This window comes from Streptomyces sp. NPDC001339, from assembly GCF_042895955.1.
In the GTDB taxonomy this organism is placed as follows: Bacteria; Actinomycetota; Actinomycetes; order Streptomycetales; family Streptomycetaceae; genus Streptomyces.
Window position 1 is genome coordinate 1149880 of record NZ_JBIAWT010000001.1, and the last position, 19103, is coordinate 1168982.

Annotated in this window: 14 protein-coding genes and 1 pseudogene; 9 read left to right on the forward strand and 6 right to left on the reverse strand. The window is 72.8% G+C overall.

All coding sequences use genetic code 11. The features are described from left to right. The first annotated feature begins 235 nt into the window (after positions 1-235). The 3 genes from ACFY12_RS04895 to ACFY12_RS04905 all read left to right on the forward strand — a co-directional run bounded on the left by ACFY12_RS04895 (position 236) and on the right by ACFY12_RS04905 (position 3664). Positions 236-1318 carry a hypothetical protein gene (locus ACFY12_RS04895; protein ID WP_390714266.1) on the forward strand — a complete coding sequence of 361 codons (1083 nt, stop codon included), beginning with the start codon at positions 236-238 and terminating at the stop codon, positions 1316-1318. Between the two features lie 391 nt (positions 1319-1709). Beyond that, positions 1710-2372 (forward strand): response regulator, encoded by a 663-nt coding sequence (locus tag ACFY12_RS04900; RefSeq protein ID WP_390714267.1) that lies wholly within the window; start codon positions 1710-1712, stop codon positions 2370-2372. Between the two features lie 86 nt (positions 2373-2458). Further along, the gene (locus ACFY12_RS04905) at positions 2459-3664 is read left to right on the forward strand and encodes a sensor histidine kinase (RefSeq protein WP_390714268.1); all 1206 of its coding nucleotides are present in this window, start codon (positions 2459-2461) and stop codon (positions 3662-3664) included. Between the two features lie 65 nt (positions 3665-3729). Here ACFY12_RS04905 and ACFY12_RS04910 read toward each other — a convergent pair whose 3' ends face one another. Then, positions 3730-4152, reverse strand: a complete 423-nt coding sequence (locus ACFY12_RS04910) for an STAS domain-containing protein (protein ID WP_390714269.1) — start codon at positions 4150-4152, stop codon at positions 3730-3732. Between the two features lie 538 nt (positions 4153-4690). Between ACFY12_RS04910 and ACFY12_RS04915 the strand changes: the two are divergent. Together ACFY12_RS04915 and ACFY12_RS04920 are read left to right on the forward strand one after the other, a co-directional pair. Then, positions 4691-5227: pseudogene (locus ACFY12_RS04915) on the forward strand (sigma-70 family RNA polymerase sigma factor); the annotation flags it as partial. 182 nt (positions 5228-5409) lie between these two features. Next, complete coding sequence (locus tag ACFY12_RS04920; protein ID WP_390714270.1) at positions 5410-6783, forward strand: anti-sigma factor family protein; 1374 nt, start codon at positions 5410-5412, stop codon at positions 6781-6783. 275 nt (positions 6784-7058) lie between these two features. On the opposite strand, the gene purU is transcribed toward ACFY12_RS04920, so the two are convergent. Both purU and ACFY12_RS04930 read right to left on the reverse strand, forming a co-directional pair. After that, complete coding sequence (gene purU / locus ACFY12_RS04925) at positions 7059-7988, reverse strand: formyltetrahydrofolate deformylase (RefSeq protein WP_390714271.1); 930 nt, start codon at positions 7986-7988, stop codon at positions 7059-7061. Positions 7989-8040: 52 nt separating this feature from the next. Continuing rightward, on the reverse strand, positions 8041-8499 hold the full coding sequence (locus ACFY12_RS04930; protein WP_390714383.1) for a hypothetical protein: 459 nt from the start codon (positions 8497-8499) through the stop codon (positions 8041-8043). A gap of 171 nt (positions 8500-8670) precedes the next feature. Between ACFY12_RS04930 and ACFY12_RS04935 the strand changes: the two genes are divergently transcribed. Then, positions 8671-10026 carry an ABC transporter substrate-binding protein gene (locus ACFY12_RS04935; protein WP_390714272.1) on the forward strand — a complete coding sequence of 452 codons (1356 nt, stop codon included), beginning with the start codon at positions 8671-8673 and terminating at the stop codon, positions 10024-10026. 123 nt (positions 10027-10149) lie between these two features. On the opposite strand, the gene ACFY12_RS04940 is transcribed toward ACFY12_RS04935, so the two are convergent. Both ACFY12_RS04940 and ACFY12_RS04945 read right to left on the reverse strand, forming a co-directional pair. Beyond that, entirely contained in the window at positions 10150-12075 is a 1926-nt protein-coding gene (locus ACFY12_RS04940; RefSeq protein ID WP_390714273.1) for a hypothetical protein, read from the reverse strand. A 294-nt stretch (positions 12076-12369) separates the two neighbouring features. Continuing rightward, a complete protein-coding gene (locus ACFY12_RS04945; RefSeq protein ID WP_390714274.1) occupies positions 12370-13767 on the reverse strand; it encodes a transcriptional regulator in 1398 nt (465 codons plus the stop codon). A 394-nt stretch (positions 13768-14161) separates the two neighbouring features. Here ACFY12_RS04945 and ACFY12_RS04950 point away from each other — a divergent pair, with 394 nt between their 5' ends. The 3 genes from ACFY12_RS04950 (at position 14162) to ACFY12_RS04960 (ending at position 17581) form a co-directional block, all read left to right on the forward strand. Beyond that, complete coding sequence (locus tag ACFY12_RS04950; protein WP_390714275.1) at positions 14162-14833, forward strand: bifunctional DNA primase/polymerase; 672 nt, start codon at positions 14162-14164, stop codon at positions 14831-14833. Between the two features lie 271 nt (positions 14834-15104). Then, a complete protein-coding gene (locus ACFY12_RS04955) occupies positions 15105-15935 on the forward strand; it encodes an ABC transporter ATP-binding protein (protein ID WP_390714384.1) in 831 nt (276 codons plus the stop codon). Then, positions 15932-17581, forward strand: a complete 1650-nt coding sequence (locus ACFY12_RS04960) for a transporter (protein ID WP_390714276.1) — start codon at positions 15932-15934, stop codon at positions 17579-17581. Before ACFY12_RS04955 ends, ACFY12_RS04960 begins: the two co-directional genes overlap by 4 nt. Positions 17582-18033: 452 nt before the next feature. On the opposite strand, the gene ACFY12_RS04965 is transcribed toward ACFY12_RS04960, so the two are convergent. Then, entirely contained in the window at positions 18034-18891 is an 858-nt protein-coding gene (locus tag ACFY12_RS04965) for an alpha/beta fold hydrolase (RefSeq protein WP_390714277.1), read from the reverse strand. Between the last annotated feature and the right edge of the window lie 212 nt (positions 18892-19103).

The following is a 19103-nucleotide window of genomic DNA, read 5'->3' on the forward strand; positions in this document are numbered from 1 at the left end:
CATACACAGCGATACACAGGGAAACCCCTGTCCGAACCCAGGGAAAACCCTTGTCCCAACCCAGGGAAAGCCTCTGTCCGACCCCAGGGAAAGCCCCGGTCCGAACCCGGGAAAACCCCCGGTCCGACACACGGGGTGGAACCTCCACCGGCTCCCGCGCCGTCCTTGACACAGTGAGGCTGCCGTACGGGACGGGCCGGTGCGGCGGCTGCGACAGGCGGAGCGGGGGTCGGTCATGGTGATGCAGGACGGTGGAACGGTGGACGTCCGCCCTGGCACCGACCCCGGCCGGGCCGCTCCGGAGCACCACGGCGCCTACCGCGTGACCGCGCTGAGCCTGGCGCTCTACGCCGGTGCGCTGATCGCCTGGACATTCCGCGGCATCGTCCAAGGAGACGGCGGGATCGGGGACTTCCTGGAGGGGCTGTTCAACCCCGTCGCGTCCACCGGCCCTCAGACGCTCGGCCCGTACGAATGGTCCTTCACCGCCATGCTCCTGGTGGTGGCGGGGCTGGCCCTGGCACAGCGGCGGATGGCCCGGTCCGCCGCGCTGCTCTCGGCGGTACTGCTGCTCGCCGGGGTCCTGCCGGAGGCCGTGGGCCTCTTCGACGCCGGCTACCGCAGCCAGTACCGGGGCGATCCGCTGGGCGGCTGGACACTCGCCACCCATGGGCTGGGGCTGATGGTGGCGCTGGCCGTGCTCTGCGCGATGCTGCCCGCCACGGAACGGCGGGGCGGGCCCGCGGCGGACCGGCGGGGCGAACCCGGGACGGACCGGCGGGCCGGGCCCGGGACGGACCGACGGGCCGTGGGGCCGGACGCCTGCCGTCGTCGCGCGTCCATGGTCGGCGGGGCGCTCTTCGTCGTGCTGGGGCTGACCCGGCTCGGCTGGGCCGTACGGACCCTGACGGCCGGCGAACTGGAGGCGTCGCGCTCGCTGCGCGCTCTGGTCGACGACTCCGTCCTGGGCACGCCGAGCCTGGCGCCGCCCGCCGAGTTCACCACCGTCAGTTCGGTGGCGGTGCTGCTGGTCCTGGGCCTGCTGGCGCTGCGGGCGCGGCACGATGTCCGGGGCGCACTGCTGGTGTTCGCGGGGATCGAGCTGTATATGACCGTGCGGGAGGTGGTGGGGCTCACCGTGTCGGGCTTCTTCAACCGGTCCTTCGAGACGACCGAGGGCGCGTTGTCCCTGGCGACCACCGCGTACGCGTTAGCGGCCATGACGTCGGTGGTCGTACTGGCCACCGGCCGCGGCTCCGGCCCGTACGGCGGGCAGCGGGCGGAAGGCTTCCGTACGGCACAGGCCGGCCGCTCGTAGGGCGTGACGCCGGGGGTTGCTGCGGCTGCGGGGGCTGTGGGGGCTGCTGCGACTGCGGGGGCTGCGCGTGGCGTTCGCGCGCCGAAGACGGCCGCCACGTGTGGGGGGCGCGGCGGCCGTCGATATGCGCTGCAACGCGTCCTGGGCTTGTCGCCTCTTCAGTGGTGCAGCATGTGAACCACTCTGCCCCCGGGGGCTCCCGTACGGCATCCTCCCGAGGTCGCGGGCTCACCCCCGCCGAGCGGCGGGGGTAGGAGTCCCCCACCGAGCGGAGTCGGGAGTGGGGGAGGTCCGTCGCCATGCGGGGCGGTCGTGGGACAGCGGTAAAGAGTCGCGCGGCGCCGGGCGGGTCCGCGAGCTCGGAAGGGTGCGAGGGAGAAAGGGGCGGCCGGTGATCCGTGTCGCTGTGGTGGACGACGAACGGCTGGTCAGGTCCGGGCTGCGGATGATTCTGGGGACCGCCCCGGACATCGAGATGGTCGCGGACTGCGGTGGCGCGGAGGCCGTGGAGACGGTGTTGCGCTGCGCGGCCGAGGTCGTACTGCTCGACATCCGGATGCCGGATGTCGACGGGCTGACCGTCCTGCGCGGCCTGCGCGCCGCCCCCGAGCCGCCGGCCGTGGCGATGCTGACCACCTTCGACGCCCAGGAGTACCTGACCGGGGCGCTGCGTGAGGGCGCGGCCGGGTTCCTGCTCAAGGACTCCGATCCGGAGCAACTCGTACGGGCCGTACGGACGCTGGCCGCCGGCGGGAGTGTGCTGGACCCGGGGGTCACCCGGGCGGTGATCGGGGGGTATCTGACCGCCGAGGGCCAGACCGCGGCGGCGCGCGCGGTGAGCGGGCTGACACCCCGGGAGTCGCAGGTGCTGGCCCTGCTCGGCGAGGGGCTGGGCAACGCCCAGATCGCCGAGCGGATGGGGCTGGCTCCCAGTACGGTCAAGGACCATGTGCGGGCCCTGCTGGGCAAGTTGGGCGGGATCAATCGCATTCAGGCGGCGATCGTCGCGGACCGGGCGGGCCTGGTGTCGGATGTTCCGGGGGGCGCGGAGTGAGGCCCGGGCGCGGAGTGAGGCCCGGGCGCGGAGTGAGGCCCGGGTACGGGCGGGTGCCCGGGCGTGGCACGGAGGCCGGACGGGCCATGGCTCGGGGAGCGCGCGAGGTGCGGGGGCGGCGGCTGCGCGGAATCGCCCCAGTGGTGCCGGTTGTGGTGCCGGTGGTGGTACCCGTACTGCTGGCGATCGCCGACGCGGTGCTGGTCAACAAGCTGGAGATGGCCCTGGAGCTGGGCGTTTCGATGGCCGCCGCGGCGGCGCTACTGCTGCGCCGGCGGTTCCCGCTGCTGGTCTTCCTCGGCACGCTCCCCGGTCTGTACATCGGCTACATCTGGTTCGCACCGATGATCGCGCTCTACACGCTGGCCGGCCGGCGGCCCGGCCGGGCCCGGCTGGGGATCTGTGCGGTGCTGCTGATCGCGGCGCACGTCTTCCCATATCCGATCTCCGACTTCGAGCTCGCCGAGTACCGCGACAACACCCTGACGCTGATCGACGCCTGTGTCACCGCGGCCGCGCCGATCGCCCTGGGCCTGCTGGTGCGCACCCGCCAGGAACTCGCCTCCCGGGTCGCGGACCTGACCCGCAGCCGGCAGCGGGAGGACCAGCTGCTCGCGGAACGGATCACGACCACCGAACGGGCCCGGCTCGCCCGCGAGATGCACGACGTGGTCGCCCATCAGGTCAGCCTGATCAGTCTGCAGGCGGGGGCGGTGCAGGTCAGCACGGCGGACGAGGCGGCGCGGGTGGGTGCCCGCACGATCCGGGAGCTGTCGGTGCGCACGCTGGAGGAGCTGCGGCACATGGTCGGTGTGCTGCGCGCGAACGGCGGCGATACGGAGGAGGCGCGTGATCTGGCACCGCAGCCCGGCCTGGCGGAGCTGCCGCGGCTGATCGAGATGAGCGCGCTGGATGTGACGTACGAGGGCTGCGCCGGCTACGAGGAGGGTGCGGCCGGCAGCGCGAGCGGTGCGAAGACCGTGGAGCGGGCGGCGTTCCGTACGGTCCAGGAGGCGCTGACGAATGTACGCAAGCACGCGCCCGGGGCGCGGGTACGGGTCCGGGTGGATCCGGTGGACACCGCGCTGCGGGTGGAGATCCGGAACGGGCCGGCGGACGCGTCGGCGACGGCTCCGGCGCTGCCGGGCGGCGGCCACGGCCTGGTGGGGCTGCGTGAGCGGGCGCAGAGCCTCGGCGGGACGCTGGAGGCGCGTCCTACGTCCGACGGGGGGTTCGTCGTACGGGCGGAGCTTCCGTACGGGCGGGGTTCCCGCACTGAGCGGAGTTCCTGAGCCGGGTGGGGTTCCCGCACCGGCCGCCGGCTTCGGGTACGGACCGCCGGCTCTCGGGCGCGGAGTCAGGCGGAGAGCGGTGCGGCGGCCTCGTCGACGGCGGTGCGCAGGTCCGGGTAGACCTCGAAGAGGCGGCGTACGCCGAGCGCCGCCAGCACCCGGTTGACGTGCGAGCCGTCGACGGCGCCCTGTGCGGGCAGGATCAGCCGCAGCCGTCCCTGGCAGGAGCGCATCAGCCGGCGGGCGGCGATCAGCACGCCGACGCCGCTGGAGTCGCAGAACAGGACTTCGGACAGGTCGAGTACGAGTGATCGGCGGCCGTCGGCCACCGCGTTGTGCACATGCTGGCGTACCGTGGGCGACGTGGCCATGTCCATCTCACCGGAGACCTGGAGTACCGCCCAGCGGCCCTGTTGGTCCTCTGCCACCTTCAACGACACGCGCTCGAAGCCCTTCGCTCGCTTGCGGACGGGTGTGCCCGGCTGCATCCGGAACTCACCCTTCCCCGGCTCGACTGCCCGGCCTCGATCCGCTGAAACCCGTGCGAACCGTCGGCACACCGGTGACGCAAAAGGCCGTTGCCTTCCAAGGCTATGCCCAGGACGGGGAGGGTTTTCTCCGATATTCGGTCACACCCGGATAACAGATCGCCTCATAGAGGCGTAAGCGGTCATCATCAATGCATCATCGATGCCCCTACGGGCAGATTCGTTCACCGTCCCCCGGGTCTCGCCCGGCCCTCCCTCGGGTCTCCCGCGGGTCTCCCTCAGGTCTCTCCTGTGTCTCCCCCGGGTCCGCGCAACCGCCCACGCCACCAGAGGGCGACGGTACGGCCGTCAGTCCATTACCACCCGCGTCCCCCTCAAGGCTCGGTTTGCCGCAAACGGGCATGCACTGTCGGACCCTCCCATTACATTCGTTGGCACGGCGGATTCGGTGATCCTGCGCACAGAACCGGGCAAAGTGTGTGCGGGAGCGTCGGCTGAGGTGTGAGCTCACAGCCGAAAGGGCAGGGATGGGGGTCCGATGGGACACGACGCGCCACCGCGCTGGGACAGGCGGATGCAGCAGCGACTCACCCGCGGCGAGGCAGCCGCGCTGGGTGAGCTCTACGACCGCTTCGCCTCGCTCGTGCACAGCCTCGCCTACCGCGTCCTGGACGACGAGGACGCCGCCGACCGCATCACCCGGGAAGTGTTCGGCTACATCTGGGAGCACCCCGGCTCCTACGACCCCAAACAGGGCTCACTGCGCTCCTGGGTCGCCGGCCTCACCCGCCATCACGCCGTCCAGCGGCTGCGCCAGGCCGAGGCCGCCTCGGCACGCGACTGCGGAGACGAGGCACCCGAGCCGGCCGAGATAGAGCAGCGGATCCGCGAGGCCTCGACCGCCGCCCGCGCCGACTACATCGTCACATCCATGCCCGCACCCCTGCGGGCCGCACTGGAGCTGGCGTACTTCCAGCGCCGGGACTACCGCCAGACCGCCGCCGACCTCGGCGTCACCGAGGACGAGGCCCGCCGCCGGCTCCGCCTCGGCCTGCAGCTGCTGTCCACCGCCCACAACCATCAGGCGCTGCCGCCCACCCACCGCACCACGTACACGTCGAGCACCGTACGTGCCACCCCCGTGGCGCCGTCCCGTGCGGCACAGCCGTCGCACTCGCCCCGCGTGCCACGGGCACCGCACCCCCACACCGGCCCCGGTTCCTCCGCACCGCCCGGCCCCGGCCATGGACGGACGCGGTGAACGGCCCGGACGAGTGGGACGGCCGCGAGCTGTCCGGCGGACCGGGTGAACGGCCGCGGATACCGGCACCGCGCCCCGCCGCCGAGGACCACGGCCCGCTCCCCGACATCCCGCGCACGCCCGCCGGCGATCCGTTGGGTGCGTCGGGCCATGACACCGCGCCGGGCGACGCCCTCCGGTACGGCATCGCTCCGCACACACCGGAAACCGGGCCCATGACCGGCCCCGGCGCACCCGGCCGGTTCCCGGCGCCGACGCCCGTCCCGTCGCACGCCGTCCTCAAGTCCCTCCTCGGCGCCTGGGCCCTGTCGGCCTGCTCGGCCGACGAGACCGCCGCCGTCGAGGCGCATCTGACCGACTGCGCCGCCTGCGCGGACGAGGCGCTGCGGCTGCGCGACGCCGTCGGGCTGCTGCACCCGGCCGACAGCCTCGACCTCGATCCGCGGCTGCGGTCCCGTGTGCTGGAGGGCTGCCTGGGCCGCCGGCCGGCCCGTATCCCGGTGCCCGACTGGGCGGTTCCGTACGACGCGGAGACCGCCAAACTGGATGCGCTGCTGCGCGACATGGGCGAGTCGGAGTGGCGCGCTCCGGTGCGGCTGCGCTGGTTCGAGAACGAGCGCCCGGCGGAGCGGGAGACCACCGTCGCCGGTGTCATCGGGCATCTGCTGGCGGTCGACGGCCTGGTCGCGACGGCGCTCGGCCTGCCCGACCCGCTCGGCACGGCCGCCCCGCCGGGCACCCCGAATCCCCTCATCCGTACGGAGACGTTCTGGCGGGACACGGACCGGGCGCTCGACCGCCCGGCCACGCACGGTCCCTGGCGCGACCAGAGTTACGCCCTGATGCGGCAGGTCTCGTTCGCCGGCAGCAAGGTCGCCGAACTCGCCGTCTCGTACGGGGACTTCAGCCTCGCGCTGCGCGACGCGTTCCTGGACCGCGCCTTCGAGTGCTGGGTGCACGCCGGTGACATCGCGGACGCGGTGGACTATCCGTACGAGGCCCCGTCCGCCGCGCATCTGCACCGCATGGTCGACCTCGCCGCCCGGCTGCTGCCCAGTACGCTCGCCGACCGCCGCCGGGCCGGGCGCGCCGCACCGCCACGGCGACTGGTGGAGGCGGGCGCCCCGGGGCGTACGCTCCACCTGGAGATCGAGGGCAATGGCGGCGGCCACTGGTACATAGCCCTGGACTCACCGGCCGCACTCGGCACACCGGATCACACGGTCGCCCATATCGCCCTGGACAGCGCCGAGTTCTGCCAGCTGGCCGCCGGTCACATCTCCCCCGAGGACGCTGCCGCGGGCCAGAACGGCGAACGCGACGCGATCCGCGAAGTGCTCTTCGCGACGGCGTCGCTGTCCCGCCTCTAGGGGGTTTCCCGTAGAGGGTTTCCGGGGGCTTTTGGGGGCTTTCCCGTAGGGGGCGGTCGAACAGATCCCGTAGGGGATCCAAGCGCCCCCTCGGGGCCACAACGTGACGGGGGCGGCGAGTATTCCCCGTGACGGAAAGCATTCCCCGATGCCGGGAAGACTCACTCAGCGCTCAACCGCTCGGCACCCAGCACTCGGCACCCCGCGCCCAGCCCTCGGTGCTCAGCGCTCGGCGCCCAGCCCCTCGGAGCTCAGCACCCAGCAGCACACGGCACTCAGGCGAAGACCACCGTCCGGCTGCCGTTCAGCAGCACCCGGTGCTCGCTGTGCCACTTCACGGCGCGCGCCAGCGCCTGGCACTCGACGTCCCGGCCGATCGCCACGAGCTGGTCCGGCGTGACCTCGTGGCCGACGCGCTCGACCTCCTGCTCGATGATCGGGCCCTCGTCGAGGTCCGCGGTGACGTAGTGCGCGGTGGCACCGATGAGCTTCACACCGCGGGCGTGCGCCTGGTGGTACGGCTTGGCGCCCTTGAAGCTCGGCAGGAAGGAGTGGTGGATGTTGATGATCCGGCCGGACAGCGCCTTGCACAGATCGTCGGAGAGCACCTGCATATAGCGGGCGAGCACCACCAGCTCCACGTTCTCCGCCGCCACCAGCTCCAGCAGCCGCGCCTCGGCCTCGGACTTGGTGTCACGGGTGACCGGAATGTGGTGGAACGGGATGCCGTACGAGGCGACCAGCTCTGCGAAGTCCGTGTGGTTGGAGACCACGGCCGCGATCTCGACCGGCAGCGCGCCGATCCGGGAGCGGAAGAGCAGGTCGTTGAGGCAGTGCCCGAACTTGGACACCATCAGGACGACCCGCATCTTCTCGTCGGCCCGGTGGAGCTGCCAGTCCATGCCGAAGGAGTCGCCCACCGCCGCGAAGCTGGCCCGCAGCTTGTCCACGCTCACCGGGGAGTCCGCGGTGAAGTGGACCCGCATGAAGAACAGCCCGGTGTCGCGGTCGCCGAACTGCTGGCTGTCCTCGATGTTGCAGCCGGTCATGAAGAGGTAGCTGGATACGGCGTGCACGATCCCCGGCTTGTCCGGGCAGGACAGGGTGAGGACGTACTGATCGCCTCGGCCACCGCGATCTCCGTGATCGTTCGTGCGGCCGTTCCGATCGACGGGACCGGGCTGGGGGGACTGCGACTCGCTCATGACCTCATAGGGTCGCACACCTGGAGCGCTGCTCAGGCACCCGGAGCGCTGCTCAGGCCGCGGTGGCCGGCTGGCCGGTCATGATGGCCAGCACGTGCAGTGCGCGGGGCGCGGCATCGGGGTCCTCGCCGTCGGCCGTCGCCAGCCGGACGTGGGCCTCCCGGGCCGCCTGTACGGCCTCCGGCCAGCCCTCGTGCGCCGTGTACGCGGCGACCGGGGCGTCCGGGCCGACCTGGTGCATGATCCGCAGCACCCGCAGCACCGCGAGGTCGACCAGCTGGGCCTCGTGGACGTCACGGAAGATCGTGCCGATGTACCTCTCGGCGGACCAGTGATCCAGCCAGGTGTCCTCGACGAGCCGGTAGACGGCGTCGGTGACGTCTCCGTATCCGGGCCGGCCGGCCAGCCAGACGTCCCGGTGGAAGGCGGGGTCGGAGAGCATGTGCAGCGCAGAGCGCACATTGCTGCGCCAGCGCCACCACGGCATGTCGTTGAGTGGCATACCGCCCATGGTGGTCGAGCGACGGCCGCGACGGGAAGACTTCTCCGAACCTTGCACGGTATGTGATCGTACGTTCCGCTTCGACGATCTCCAGCGGGCCCCCGGAGTTCACCTCCAGGTCACCGTCCGTTGCGCCGTCGTCACTCGAACGTTCCTCGCAGGACGCCAGGCTGCGGTGCCATGACCGGACGGCGACGCCCCTCCCCCCGCCCTGCCCGTCACGCTCCCACGGTCGCGGTCGCGATCGTGTCGACGGTGGCGTGCGGGGCGGCCCTCGCGTCGCTGCTCTCGGCCTGCGGCTCCCTCCCCGGACCGGGGGGTTCCGGGGAGAAGGAGCCGCTCACGGTGATGACCTGGGCGCCGGAGGGGACCAAGGCGACCAATATGCCCGGGATGCCGGCCATGGCCCAGGCGTACGCCCGCTGGGTCAACTCCCGCGGTGGCATCAGGGGACACCAGCTGCGGGTGCTGACCTGCAACGAGCGCAACGACTCGGTGGCCGCCGCGCAGTGCGCCCGGCGCGCGGTGGACGAGGGCGCGGTCGCCGTGGTCGGCTCGTACAGCCAGTTCGGCCGCCAGTTCATGTCGCCGCTGGAGGCCTCCGGCATCCCCTTCATCGGCGGCTACGGCGCCTCCGCGGAGGAGTTCGAGAGCCCGCTGTCGTACCCGGTCAACGGCGGCCAGGCGTCCCTGCTCGCCGGGAACGGCCGCCAGCTGGCGGGCGACTGCACCCGCGTCGCACTGGTCCGCCCGGACACCATCCAGGGCGACCAGATGCCGTCCCTGCTCAACTCCGGCCTGCGGAACGGCAGTCGCGAGACGGCCAAGGACATCAAGGCGCCGGAGGACGGCACCGACTACACACCGCAGGTGACCCGCGCCCTGGCGGCGGTCGGCGCGGACCCGGCCGCCGACGGGACGGCTCCGGCCGGCGGCGCGGCGGCCGGAGCCTGTGTCGCCGCCTCGCTCGGCGACCACACGGACGCCTTCTTCGACGCGTTCCGGCGGCTCCAGAAGGACCACCCCAAGGTGCGGGTCGCCTCCGTCCTGGGGAGCGTCGGCCAGTCGCTGCTGGACCGTACGGGCGGCGGATCCGGGCCCCTGGAGGGCGCGGACATCACCGGCTGGTACCCGGCCGCCGGCGACCGCCGCTGGGACCCGATGCGCAAGGTCATCACCGAGTTCGCCTTCGACGACAACCGCGTCGACCCGGCGGACCAGGGCGTCCAGACAACCTGGATCGCCTACACCGTCCTCCGCGCGCTGATCGAGGAGCTCGACGACCGGGGCGCCGACGCCATCACCGCACACGGCCTGCAGACGACGCTGGACCGCGGCGACCGCGCCGTCGACACCGGCGGCCTCACCCCGAAGCTGCGCTGGCGCGACGACGACATGCTCGCCGTCCAGGACTTCCCGCGCATAGTGAACGCCATGGTGACCTACCAGGTCGTCCGGGACGGCGAACTGGTCGCCGCGCAGGACGGGTTCGTGAACGTCACGGGGACGCTGGAACGGCGCCGGACGGACAACTGACCGGCACTGCTGGACGGACAACCGACCGGCGCTGCTCGACGGGGAGCAGGACGGCACTGCTCGACGGGCAACTGGACGGCACTGCTCGACGGGCAGCAGGAGGGCACGGCTGGACGGGCCGCCTCAGAGCTGTTGGGGGCTGCGCTCCGTCAGGCCGTACTTGCGGGCGATGGGGTTCCAGAGATTCGCCGCCTCCTTCTTGGCCTGGGTGGCCTGCCCGCTGGCGGCGTTGCCCTGAGCGGTCTCCTTGGTGGCGCGGGCCTTGCCCTTGTGGCAGCCCTTCTTGTCGGCGACCTGGCCGGCCCAGGCCGCGTAGTGGTTGTCCGCGGCCGCGGAGGACTCCCAGGCCTTGGTCAGCGCCGCGGTCAGCGCCGCATGGTCGCCGATCTTGTCGACGGGCAGCTGGTTCAGCCGCTTGACCAGGTCGTTGCGCTGTCCGGCCGCGGCTCGCAGGTCCTTGGCCGCACCGTCCAGGTTGTCACAGGACTTGATGCCGTTGACGGCGCCGATCACCGACGAGCGGCTGTTGTTGCTGTCGGCCAGCAGCGCGTCCAGGCCCTTGGCCTGGCCCTCGGCGGGGTCCGTGGCCGGCTTGGGCTCGTTCTCCTTCTCCGCGGGCCCGGCCGCCGGGCCTGCGCTGTTCCCGGGAGCCGGCTTCTTCTCGCCGTCGTCGCTGCCGCCGCCGCTGAGCATCCAGCCGAGACCGAGGCCGGCGCCGGCGAGCAGGACCACGACAGCACCGATGATCGCCGCCGGGGCGAGCCGACGGCGCCGCCCGCCGCCGTCCTCGTCATGGAAAGCCTGCTGGTCGTGGAAGGCCTGCTGGTCGTACGGGTCGTGGCCGCCGCCGGGCGGGAACTGCCGGCCGTAGCCCGGGCCGGAGGCATCGTACGGGGGGCGGCCCGGGTCCGCGAAGCGGGGCAGCTGCGCGGTGGCGTCGGCTGCCTCCGTGGGCTGCCCGGCCGGTCCGCCGGCGGGCGGCGCGCCCGGTCCGTCGCGGAACAGGCCCTCGAACTCGGCGGGGGTGGGACGGTCGCCGGGCGCACCGGGGCCGGCCCCCGGCATGCCCGGGCCGGTGCCGAACGGCGTGCCCGGGGGCGGGGCCGGCGTCCCGCCGCCCACCGGACGGAGCAGTTGGGTGGCGGAGTCGCCCGCGCCGCCGGCACCGGGCATCGGCTGTGCCGCCTGCGGCATCGGGCGGGACTGGCCCTGCGGCCCGCGCTGCCCCGGCTTGATGGCGCGGAGCATGGTGGTGGACTCATCGGGCGTCTCGGGCGTCTCGGGCGGCAGCGGCGCGGCACCAGGGGTGCCGGGGGTGCCAGGGGCACCGGGAGTGCCAGGAGCGCCGGAGCGGGAGTCGATGGGGGGTATCAGCGCGGTGGCCTCCGCATCGCCCGCGGCAGCGGGCGGAAAGGGCGCACCAGCCTGGGAGTTGATGGGGGGTATGAGCGCGGTGGCCTCCGCGTCACCCGCAGCGGCGGGCGGAAGGGGCGCGCCGTTCTGCGCGGCGGCGGACGGCGGCGGCGCCCCGTTGTTCTGCGCGGCGGCGGGGGGAAGAGGCGCCCCGGCCTGCGGGGTGGCGCGCACCAGCTCACCGGACGGGCCCGGCAGGGGCTGCGGGCCGCCCTCCGGGGCCGGCCGGCCGTACGGCTGCTGCGGGGGCGCCTGCTGCGGTATCGACGATATCGACGGCGGCGCGGGCGGTATCGGGGGTTGCCCCTGGGGCGGCGGCGGGAAGCCCTGGCCACCGCCCTGCGGATGCGCTGGCGGTACGGGCGCGGGGGCCGACGGAGCCTGCGGCTGCGCCGGTGCCGGAGGGGGCTGGTCGTGGCCCGGCTGCGGACCGGACTGCGGCTGCTGGCCGTACCCCTGCCCTGGAGCCGGCTGCTGGCCGGGACCCCACGGCTGGCCCCAGGGCTGCCCGGCGGGCGGTGCGGCCTGCTGGTCGGGCGCCCACGCCTCACCGTCAGGGGGCAGCACTACGCCCTCTCGCGCGGGGCGGCCGGCCGCAGAATTCTGCGGGTCGTGACCCTGTCCGCTCTGCGTCACCGTGACTCCTACCGACGTGCAGACCTGTGGAAACTATGGAAACTCCGGCTGCACGCTACCGGTTCGCAGTGACGTTCGACCATGCCGCCTGGTCACCACCCCCACCAGGCCCTCACCAGGCCCTGTCGTCAAACTCCCGCGCGCCCCTCCGCCCACTCTTCCGCCCACCCTTCCGCCCGCCCCTCCGGTCGCGCCGGACGGGCCCGGCCGACGGCCCGCCCGACGCATTACGGCAAAAACGGCGTCAGGCAACAAACTCGACAGACCAGCCGCCGCCTCCTGATGAAGCCTCGGTCACGCCGCCACCGCCCGGAGGTCCAGTCGCGCGCCGAACTCCCGTACCACCGGTTCGTCCCGGTAGGGCTCCAGCCGCAGCTGGAAGTCCTCCAGGTACTCCGCACCGCGGTCCGAGCGCAGCCCGCTCAGCAGCTCCACCGCCTGTGTGCCCGTATGGCAGGCGTGCTCGACCTCACGCTGCTGCACCTGGGCACCGGCCAGCAGCAGCAGCCCGATGGCGCGGCGCCGCACCCGGCCCTCCGCATGCCCGTTCAGCGCCTCCTGGGCACGCTGGGCGGCCGGCCCCGGCTGCCCCAGGTCCCGGTGACAGTGGGCGAGTTCGTCGGCGAGATACGCCGGGTCGAAGTGCGCGATCCACGCCGGGTCGTCGCCGGAACAGCCGGCACCCCCCTCGGCGCGCTCCATCGCGGCGACCGCCCGGCCGGCCACCGCCTGGAAGGCCCGGCTGTCGCCCATCAGGGCGTGCCCGCGGGCCTCCGCCGCGCAGAACATCGCCTCGGTCCGCGGGGTGACGTGTCCGCGGGCGCCTTCCTGTGCGGCGCGGGCGAGTTGGGCGATCTCCCTCGGGTTGCCGAGCGAGGCGGCGAGATGGCTCATGCTCGCGGCGAGCACATAGCCGCCGTAGCCGCGGTCACCGGCCGCCTGGGCCAGCCGCAGCGCCTGGATGTAGTAGCGCTGCGCGAGACCGGGCTGTCCGGTGTCGACGGCCATATAGCCGCCCAGTTCCGTCAACCGTGCGACAGCGGCGAAGAGTTCCCGCCCCACGGACTCGCGGTACGAACCGGCCAGCAGCCCGGAGACCACGCTGTTGAGGTAGTGCACCACGACCGGCCGGACATGGCCGGCACCGAAGCGGTGGTCGAGTTCGCCGAGCGCCGCGGTCATCGCGCGTACCGCGTCGACGTCCGAGATCCCGACCCGGGCGCCGGCGTTCCGGGCGACCTGGGTGTCCGCGCCGGTGATCAGCCAGTCCCGGCTGGGCTCGACCAGCGCCGAGGCCGCGACCGTGGAGCCGCTGAGGAAGTCGCGCCGCCCTACGTCGCTGCGCCACAGCTCGCAGACCTGCTCGATCGCCCCCAGGACGGTCGGCGAGAACTGCAGGCCCACCCCGGACGCGAGGTTCTTGCCGTCGGCCATCCCGATCTCGTCGATGGTGACCGTACGGCCCAGTTTGCGGCCCAGTGCCTCCGCGATGACGGCCGGGGCGCGGCCCCGGGGCTGCTGTCCGCGCAGCCAGCGGGCCACGGACGTCTTGTCGTAGCGCAGGTCGAGACCGTGTTCCGCACCGCACATGTTGACGCGGCGGGCGAGCCCCGCGTTGGAACAGGCGGCTTCCTGAATCAGCGCTTGCAGCCGCTCATTGGGCTGCCGCGCGACGAGTGGCCTGGCGGCCATGCTTGTTACCCCCTGGCTTACTGCTGCGCGTTCACCGGCGAACGCCGTTCCCCGTGATCGATGCCCCGCGAATATCCCGGATATCCGAGTCATCCCGGATATGCGCGATACGACGGACTCAGACCGATGGGCGCTTTGCGAAACAAAGGCGTTTGGCGCGCGGCGGTGTCCGTGCACAGACAGCGGCACCGCCGTGCAGGGCCTCCCCCTCATGCACCGCGGCGGCCGCCGGGCGGCCTTCCCGCCCGTCACGCAGGTGGCTACCCGCGGCTCGGCCCCGGCCCGCCTACGCGCCCCCACCAGTGCTTCCATGCGCCCCACGTGCAAGAACGATGCGCCGGGCAGGTCACCCCTTGAGCCGTAACCCTTGGTGACACGGAGAGTTGTCATCAGCGTGGAAGAGACCATCGGAGTCACAGGAGCCGCGCAGATCCCCAAGCAGCGCGGCGAGCAGCTGCTCGACACTGCAGTGCGTTACGCGGAAGAACGCCATTGGGACGTGTTCCCCGGCGCATGGCTGGAGCACGTCGGCGAGACACCGCGCTGCTCGTGCGGCGCCCACGACTGCCCCGCGCCCGGCGCGCACCCCACTGCGCCCGGCTGGGCCGGACTCGCCAGCGGCAGCGCGACCGCCGTGCGCCGGATGTGGAGCAAGCAGCCGCGGTCCTCGATCCTGCTGCCGACGGGCCGGACGTTCGAGGCGCTCGATGTGCCCGAGACCGCCGGCTGCCTGGCGCTGGCCCGTATGGAGCGGATGGGGCTGACGCTCGGCCCGGTCACCCGCACCCCGGATCGGCGGATGTTCTTCCTCGTCCTGCCCGGCGCCTCGGCGAAGGTGCCCGCTCGCGTACGGGAGATGGGCTGGGCGCCGGCCGGTCTCGATCTGATCTGCCGCGGCGAGGGTGAGTACATCGCCGCCCCGCCGACCCGGGTGGGCACGCACGGCTCCGTGCAGTGGGCCCGGCGCCCGACCGCCGCCAACCGCTGGCTGCCGGACGCCGAGGACCTGATCAGCCAGCTCGCGTACGCCTGCGCACAGGACGCGGCGGCGGCCCGGGCACGCTGACCCGGGGGCACACCGGCCCCGGGCGGGCTTCCCCGGGCCGCGCCGCCCCCGGCGGACGGCTTCCCCGGGCCGCGCCCCACCGGCGGACCTCCCCGGGGCCCGGGCGCCTCATCGGCGCCTGCCCCGCCCACTGCTCACTGCCCACTGCTCCCCTCCGACCGCCCTCGGTCGCTGTCAGCGGCTCCTCGTATCGTGGATTGCCGGACGGGGGCCAGGCCGGCCTCTGCGGGGACGTCGGAGGGCAGGACCAGTGACCAGCGATCCAGGGCACATCGACAGGCAGGCCGCCGCGGCACCGCCACAGCACGCGGCGGCCGCCGCTTCGGACGGCCAGCCCGCCGTACGCATCCAGGGCCTGTGGAAGAAGTTCGGCGAGCAGATAGCCGTCCACGGCATCGACCTGACGCTGCCCGCGGGCCGCTTCATCGGGCTGGTCGGCCCCAACGGCGCCGGCAAGACCACCACCCTCTCCATGGTGACCGGCCTGCTGCGCCCGGACTCCGGACTGGTCGAGATCGGCGGACACGACGTCTGGCAGGACCCGGTCGCCGTCAAGTCCCGGATCGGAGTGCTGCCCGAAGGACTGCGGCTCTTCGAGCGCCTCTCCGGACGCGAACTCCTCGGCTACATAGGACGGTTGCGCGGCCTGCCCGGCGAAGAAGTCGACAAACGGGCCGGCCAGCTGCTGGACGTCCTCGACCTGGCCGGCTCCCAGCACAAACTGGTCGTGGACTACTCCACCGGAATGCGCAAGAAGATCGGCCTCGCCGCGGCGCTGCTGCACAACCCCGAGATCCTCTTCCTCGACGAGCCCTTCGAAGGCGTCGACCCGGTATCGGCACAGACCATCCGCGGCGTACTGGAGCGCTACACCGCCTCCGGCGCGACCGTCATCTTCTCCAGCCACGTGATGGAACTGGTCGAGTCGCTCTGCGACTGGGTCGCGGTGATGGCCGCCGGCCGGATCCGCGCCCAGGGCCCGCTCGCCGAAGTCCGCGGCGCCGCGCCCTCCCTGCAGGACGCCTTTCTGGAACTGGTCGGCGCGAACGACCGGGGCACGGCGCACGACCTGGACTGGCTGGGCGGTGGCGGCGCACGATGAGCACCGAATCCGTGACGCCCGAATCCACCGCAGTGGCCTCGCGCCCGGCCGCCGCACCGTCCCTGACCTCCGTCTTCATACGGCTGAAGCTGTCCCTGCTGCGCAACGGACTGCGCCAGTCCACCGGGCGCACCCTCGCGTACATCGCCTCCATCGCCGTCGGCCTGCTGTTCGCCGCCGGCGCCGTACTGGGGCTGACGGCGCTGCGCGGCACCGCCCATGTGGGCGCGCTGGCCGTCCTGCTCACGGGGATCCTCACACTGGGCTGGGCGGTGATGCCGCTGTTCTCCCCCGGGGGCGACGAGACGCTGGACCCGACCCGGCTGGTCATGCTGCCGCTGCGGCCACGGCCGCTGGTCGTCTCCCTGCTGGTGGCCTCGCTCGTCGGTATCGGCCCGGTCGTCACCGTCGCGCTGGTGGCCGGCTCGGTCATCGCGGTCGCCCATGGGCCGGCCGCCGCGGTCACCGGCGTGGCGGCCGTCGTCCTGGTGGTACTGGTCTGTGTCGCGCTGGCGCGCGCGGTGGCCACCGCCGCGGTACGGCTGCTGACCAGCCGACGCGGCCGCGATCTCGCCGTGCTGAGCGGGCTGTTCATCGCGCTCGGCGCACAGGGCGTCAACATCGCCGCCCAGCGGCTGGGCCGCCCGGACGGTCTGGCCGTACTGGAACCGCTGGGGGACGTGCTGCGCTGGGTGCCGCCGGCCTCCGCGATCAGCGCCGTCGAGCACGCCGGTCAGGGCGCGTACGGGCGGGCGCTGGCCGGACTGGGGCTGACGGCGCTGGCACTGGCGCTGCTGCTGTGGTGGTGGCGGCGCACGCTGACCACGCTGATGACCTCGCCGGACTCCTCCACCCTCCAGGCGGTGGAGAAGGACAGCGCCCGCCGGTCCGGCACCGGCGAGCGGGGGCTCGCACGCCTGCTGCCGCGCGGCCGTACGGGCACGGTCATGCTCCGTACGCTGCGCTACGCCTGGCGAGACCCGAAGTCGAAGATGTCCTGGGCGAGCGCGCTGGGTCTCGGCCTGCTGCTGCCGGTCGTCACGTCCGTGCAGGGCAACGGCAGCATGTACACGACGTTCTCCGCGTCCGCACTGCTCGGTATGCAGATGTACAACCAGTTCGGGCAGGACACCTCGGCGTTCTGGATGGTCGCCTCGTCGATCGCCACGCCCCGCGACGCCTACCGGGAGCTGCGCGGCCGGGCGGCGGCGCTGGCGCTGGTGGGCGTCCCGTATGTGACGCTGGTCGTGATCGGCTTCGCGGCGCTGGTCGGTCCGTGGTCGGCCTTCGTCGAGGTGTACGGGCTGTCGCTGGCCGCGCTCGGCGCCCTGATAGCCACCGGCGCGCTGGCGTCCACGCTCTTCCCCTACTCCATACCCTCGGAAGGCAACAAGAACGTCGCCCCGGGCCAGGCCGCCATCGCCTGGTTCAGCCTCCTCGGCGGCGTCGTGACGGCCGGGGTCCTGTGCGCGCCGCTGATCGCCCTGACCATCTGGCTGCACGTCGCCGGCCTGCACAGTCTGCTGTGGGTACTCCTGCCGGCCGGCGTGCTCTACGGCACCGGCATCGCCGAACTGGGCTTCCGCGTGGCCGCTCCGCGGGCGGTGCGGCGCTTGCCGGAGATCCTCACCGCCGTTAGCCAATAGCTGCGCTTGGCTTGCTTCCCACGTTGTCGTCTGCGGCACCGTACCTTCCGTTTCGCCGTTACGCCTGCGGCGGGCGTGGGTTGGTCGGGCGCGGGTCCGCTCCTCCGGACTTCGTCCTGCGGAGCGGCCCCTCCCGGGAGTGGGAGAAAAAACGGTGAGTGGGGGTGTACGCAAGTGGTCCACTACGCGCAGGTGATCGCTTACGTACACCCCCACCGGTCTTCTTCCACCCACCCACGGGAGGGGGCGCACCGCAGAACGAAGTTCGGAGGGGCGCACCCGTGACGTACAGCCCCGCGCAGCGGCAACAGCCCGCCGCCAGGCGCAACGGCGGGACAGCCAAGAACAAACGGGGCGCCGCGACGGGCGCAACGGCGAAACGGAAGGTACGGCGCCGCAGCCAAAAACGTGGGAAGCCAGCCAAGCGCAGCGGACTGGCGGACCGGCGATTTTTAGGAGAGGAACCCCTCCACCGCCCCGCACCACGCCTCCGGCTGCTCCCAAGGGAGCAGATGGCCCGCGTCGGGGATTTCGGCGTAGGTGCCGCGTGGGAGGACGCGGACCATCTCCTGCGCCTCGGCGCGGCCCAGTTCGGCATCGAGGCCTCGGATGACCAGGGCTGGGCAGGTCACCTGGGCGAGCTCTTCCCAATGGGCGTCGTGGACCCAGGTCTCGCGGGCGGTGAGCATCTGCCGGCGGGAGAAGACCGGGCGCCAGCCGTCGGCACGCTCGGCCATCACCTCGGCGAAGAACTCGCCGCGGGCCGGCCGGGGCCGTTCCAGCACCGGGTCGTCCTCGCCGAACCACTTGCGGACGTCCGCGAGGGTGGCGAAGGGCACCGGCCAGGATCGGAACCACTCGGTCCATTCGCGCTGCGAGGCCGCGCCCAGCGCGGAGGCCCGCATATCGCAGATGACCAGCGCACTGACCAGATCCGGGCGCCGGGCCGCCAGCTGCCACGCCGTCAGGGCTCCCATGGCGTGCCCGACGAGGGCGACCGGGGCGAGGCCGAGCTGCTCGATGGCGGCGATGGCGTCCTCGACATACGCCTCGCGGTCGTACGGCCCGTCCACGGGCTTCTCGCTACGGCCGTGGCCGCGCTGGTCCAGGGCGACCGGGCGGTGACGGGGACTCAGCCGGCGGGCGGTGTCGGCCCAGTGCGCGGCACGCCCCATCAGACCATGGAGCAGCAGCACGCCCGGCCGCTGCTCGCCCCCGTCCAGCCCGCCGCCGGTCTTGGGCGGATCAGTGAATTCCCAGGCGGCGAGTCGCACGCCGCCGGCCCCCGTCACATCGATGCGCCGCACCATATGTCCTGGCACCCCCAATCGTCCCGCGAGCACGCCCACACTATCGAACCTCTATTCGAACGCACCGTTCTGGCACGCAACACCCCTCGTTCGAGTGACCTCGCTCAGGGATTGACCACGCTCACCACGGGGAGACATCTGCCGGGAGGCGGGCCCTACCGGGAAGGGGGCCTGTGGGGGAAGACCCTGAGAGCTCGGGGCTCCGGGTCTGG

Coding starts and splice junctions, on each gene's coding strand:
- ACFY12_RS04895 (WP_390714266.1), top strand. CDS start 236: ATGGTGATGCAGGACGGTGGAACGGTGGACGTCCGCCCTGGCACCGAC.
- ACFY12_RS04905 (WP_390714268.1), top strand. CDS start 2,459: ATGGCTCGGGGAGCGCGCGAGGTGCGGGGGCGGCGGCTGCGCGGAATC.
- ACFY12_RS04910 (WP_390714269.1), bottom strand. CDS start 4,152: ATGCAGCCGGGCACACCCGTCCGCAAGCGAGCGAAGGGCTTCGAGCGC.
- purU (WP_390714271.1), bottom strand. CDS start 7,988: ATGAGCGAGTCGCAGTCCCCCCAGCCCGGTCCCGTCGATCGGAACGGC.
- ACFY12_RS04930 (WP_390714383.1), bottom strand. CDS start 8,499: ATGGGCGGTATGCCACTCAACGACATGCCGTGGTGGCGCTGGCGCAGC.
- ACFY12_RS04935 (WP_390714272.1), top strand. CDS start 8,671: ATGACCGGACGGCGACGCCCCTCCCCCCGCCCTGCCCGTCACGCTCCC.
- ACFY12_RS04945 (WP_390714274.1), bottom strand. CDS start 13,767: ATGGCCGCCAGGCCACTCGTCGCGCGGCAGCCCAATGAGCGGCTGCAA.
- ACFY12_RS04960 (WP_390714276.1), top strand. CDS start 15,932: ATGAGCACCGAATCCGTGACGCCCGAATCCACCGCAGTGGCCTCGCGC.
- ACFY12_RS04965 (WP_390714277.1), bottom strand. CDS start 18,891: ATGGTGCGGCGCATCGATGTGACGGGGGCCGGCGGCGTGCGACTCGCC.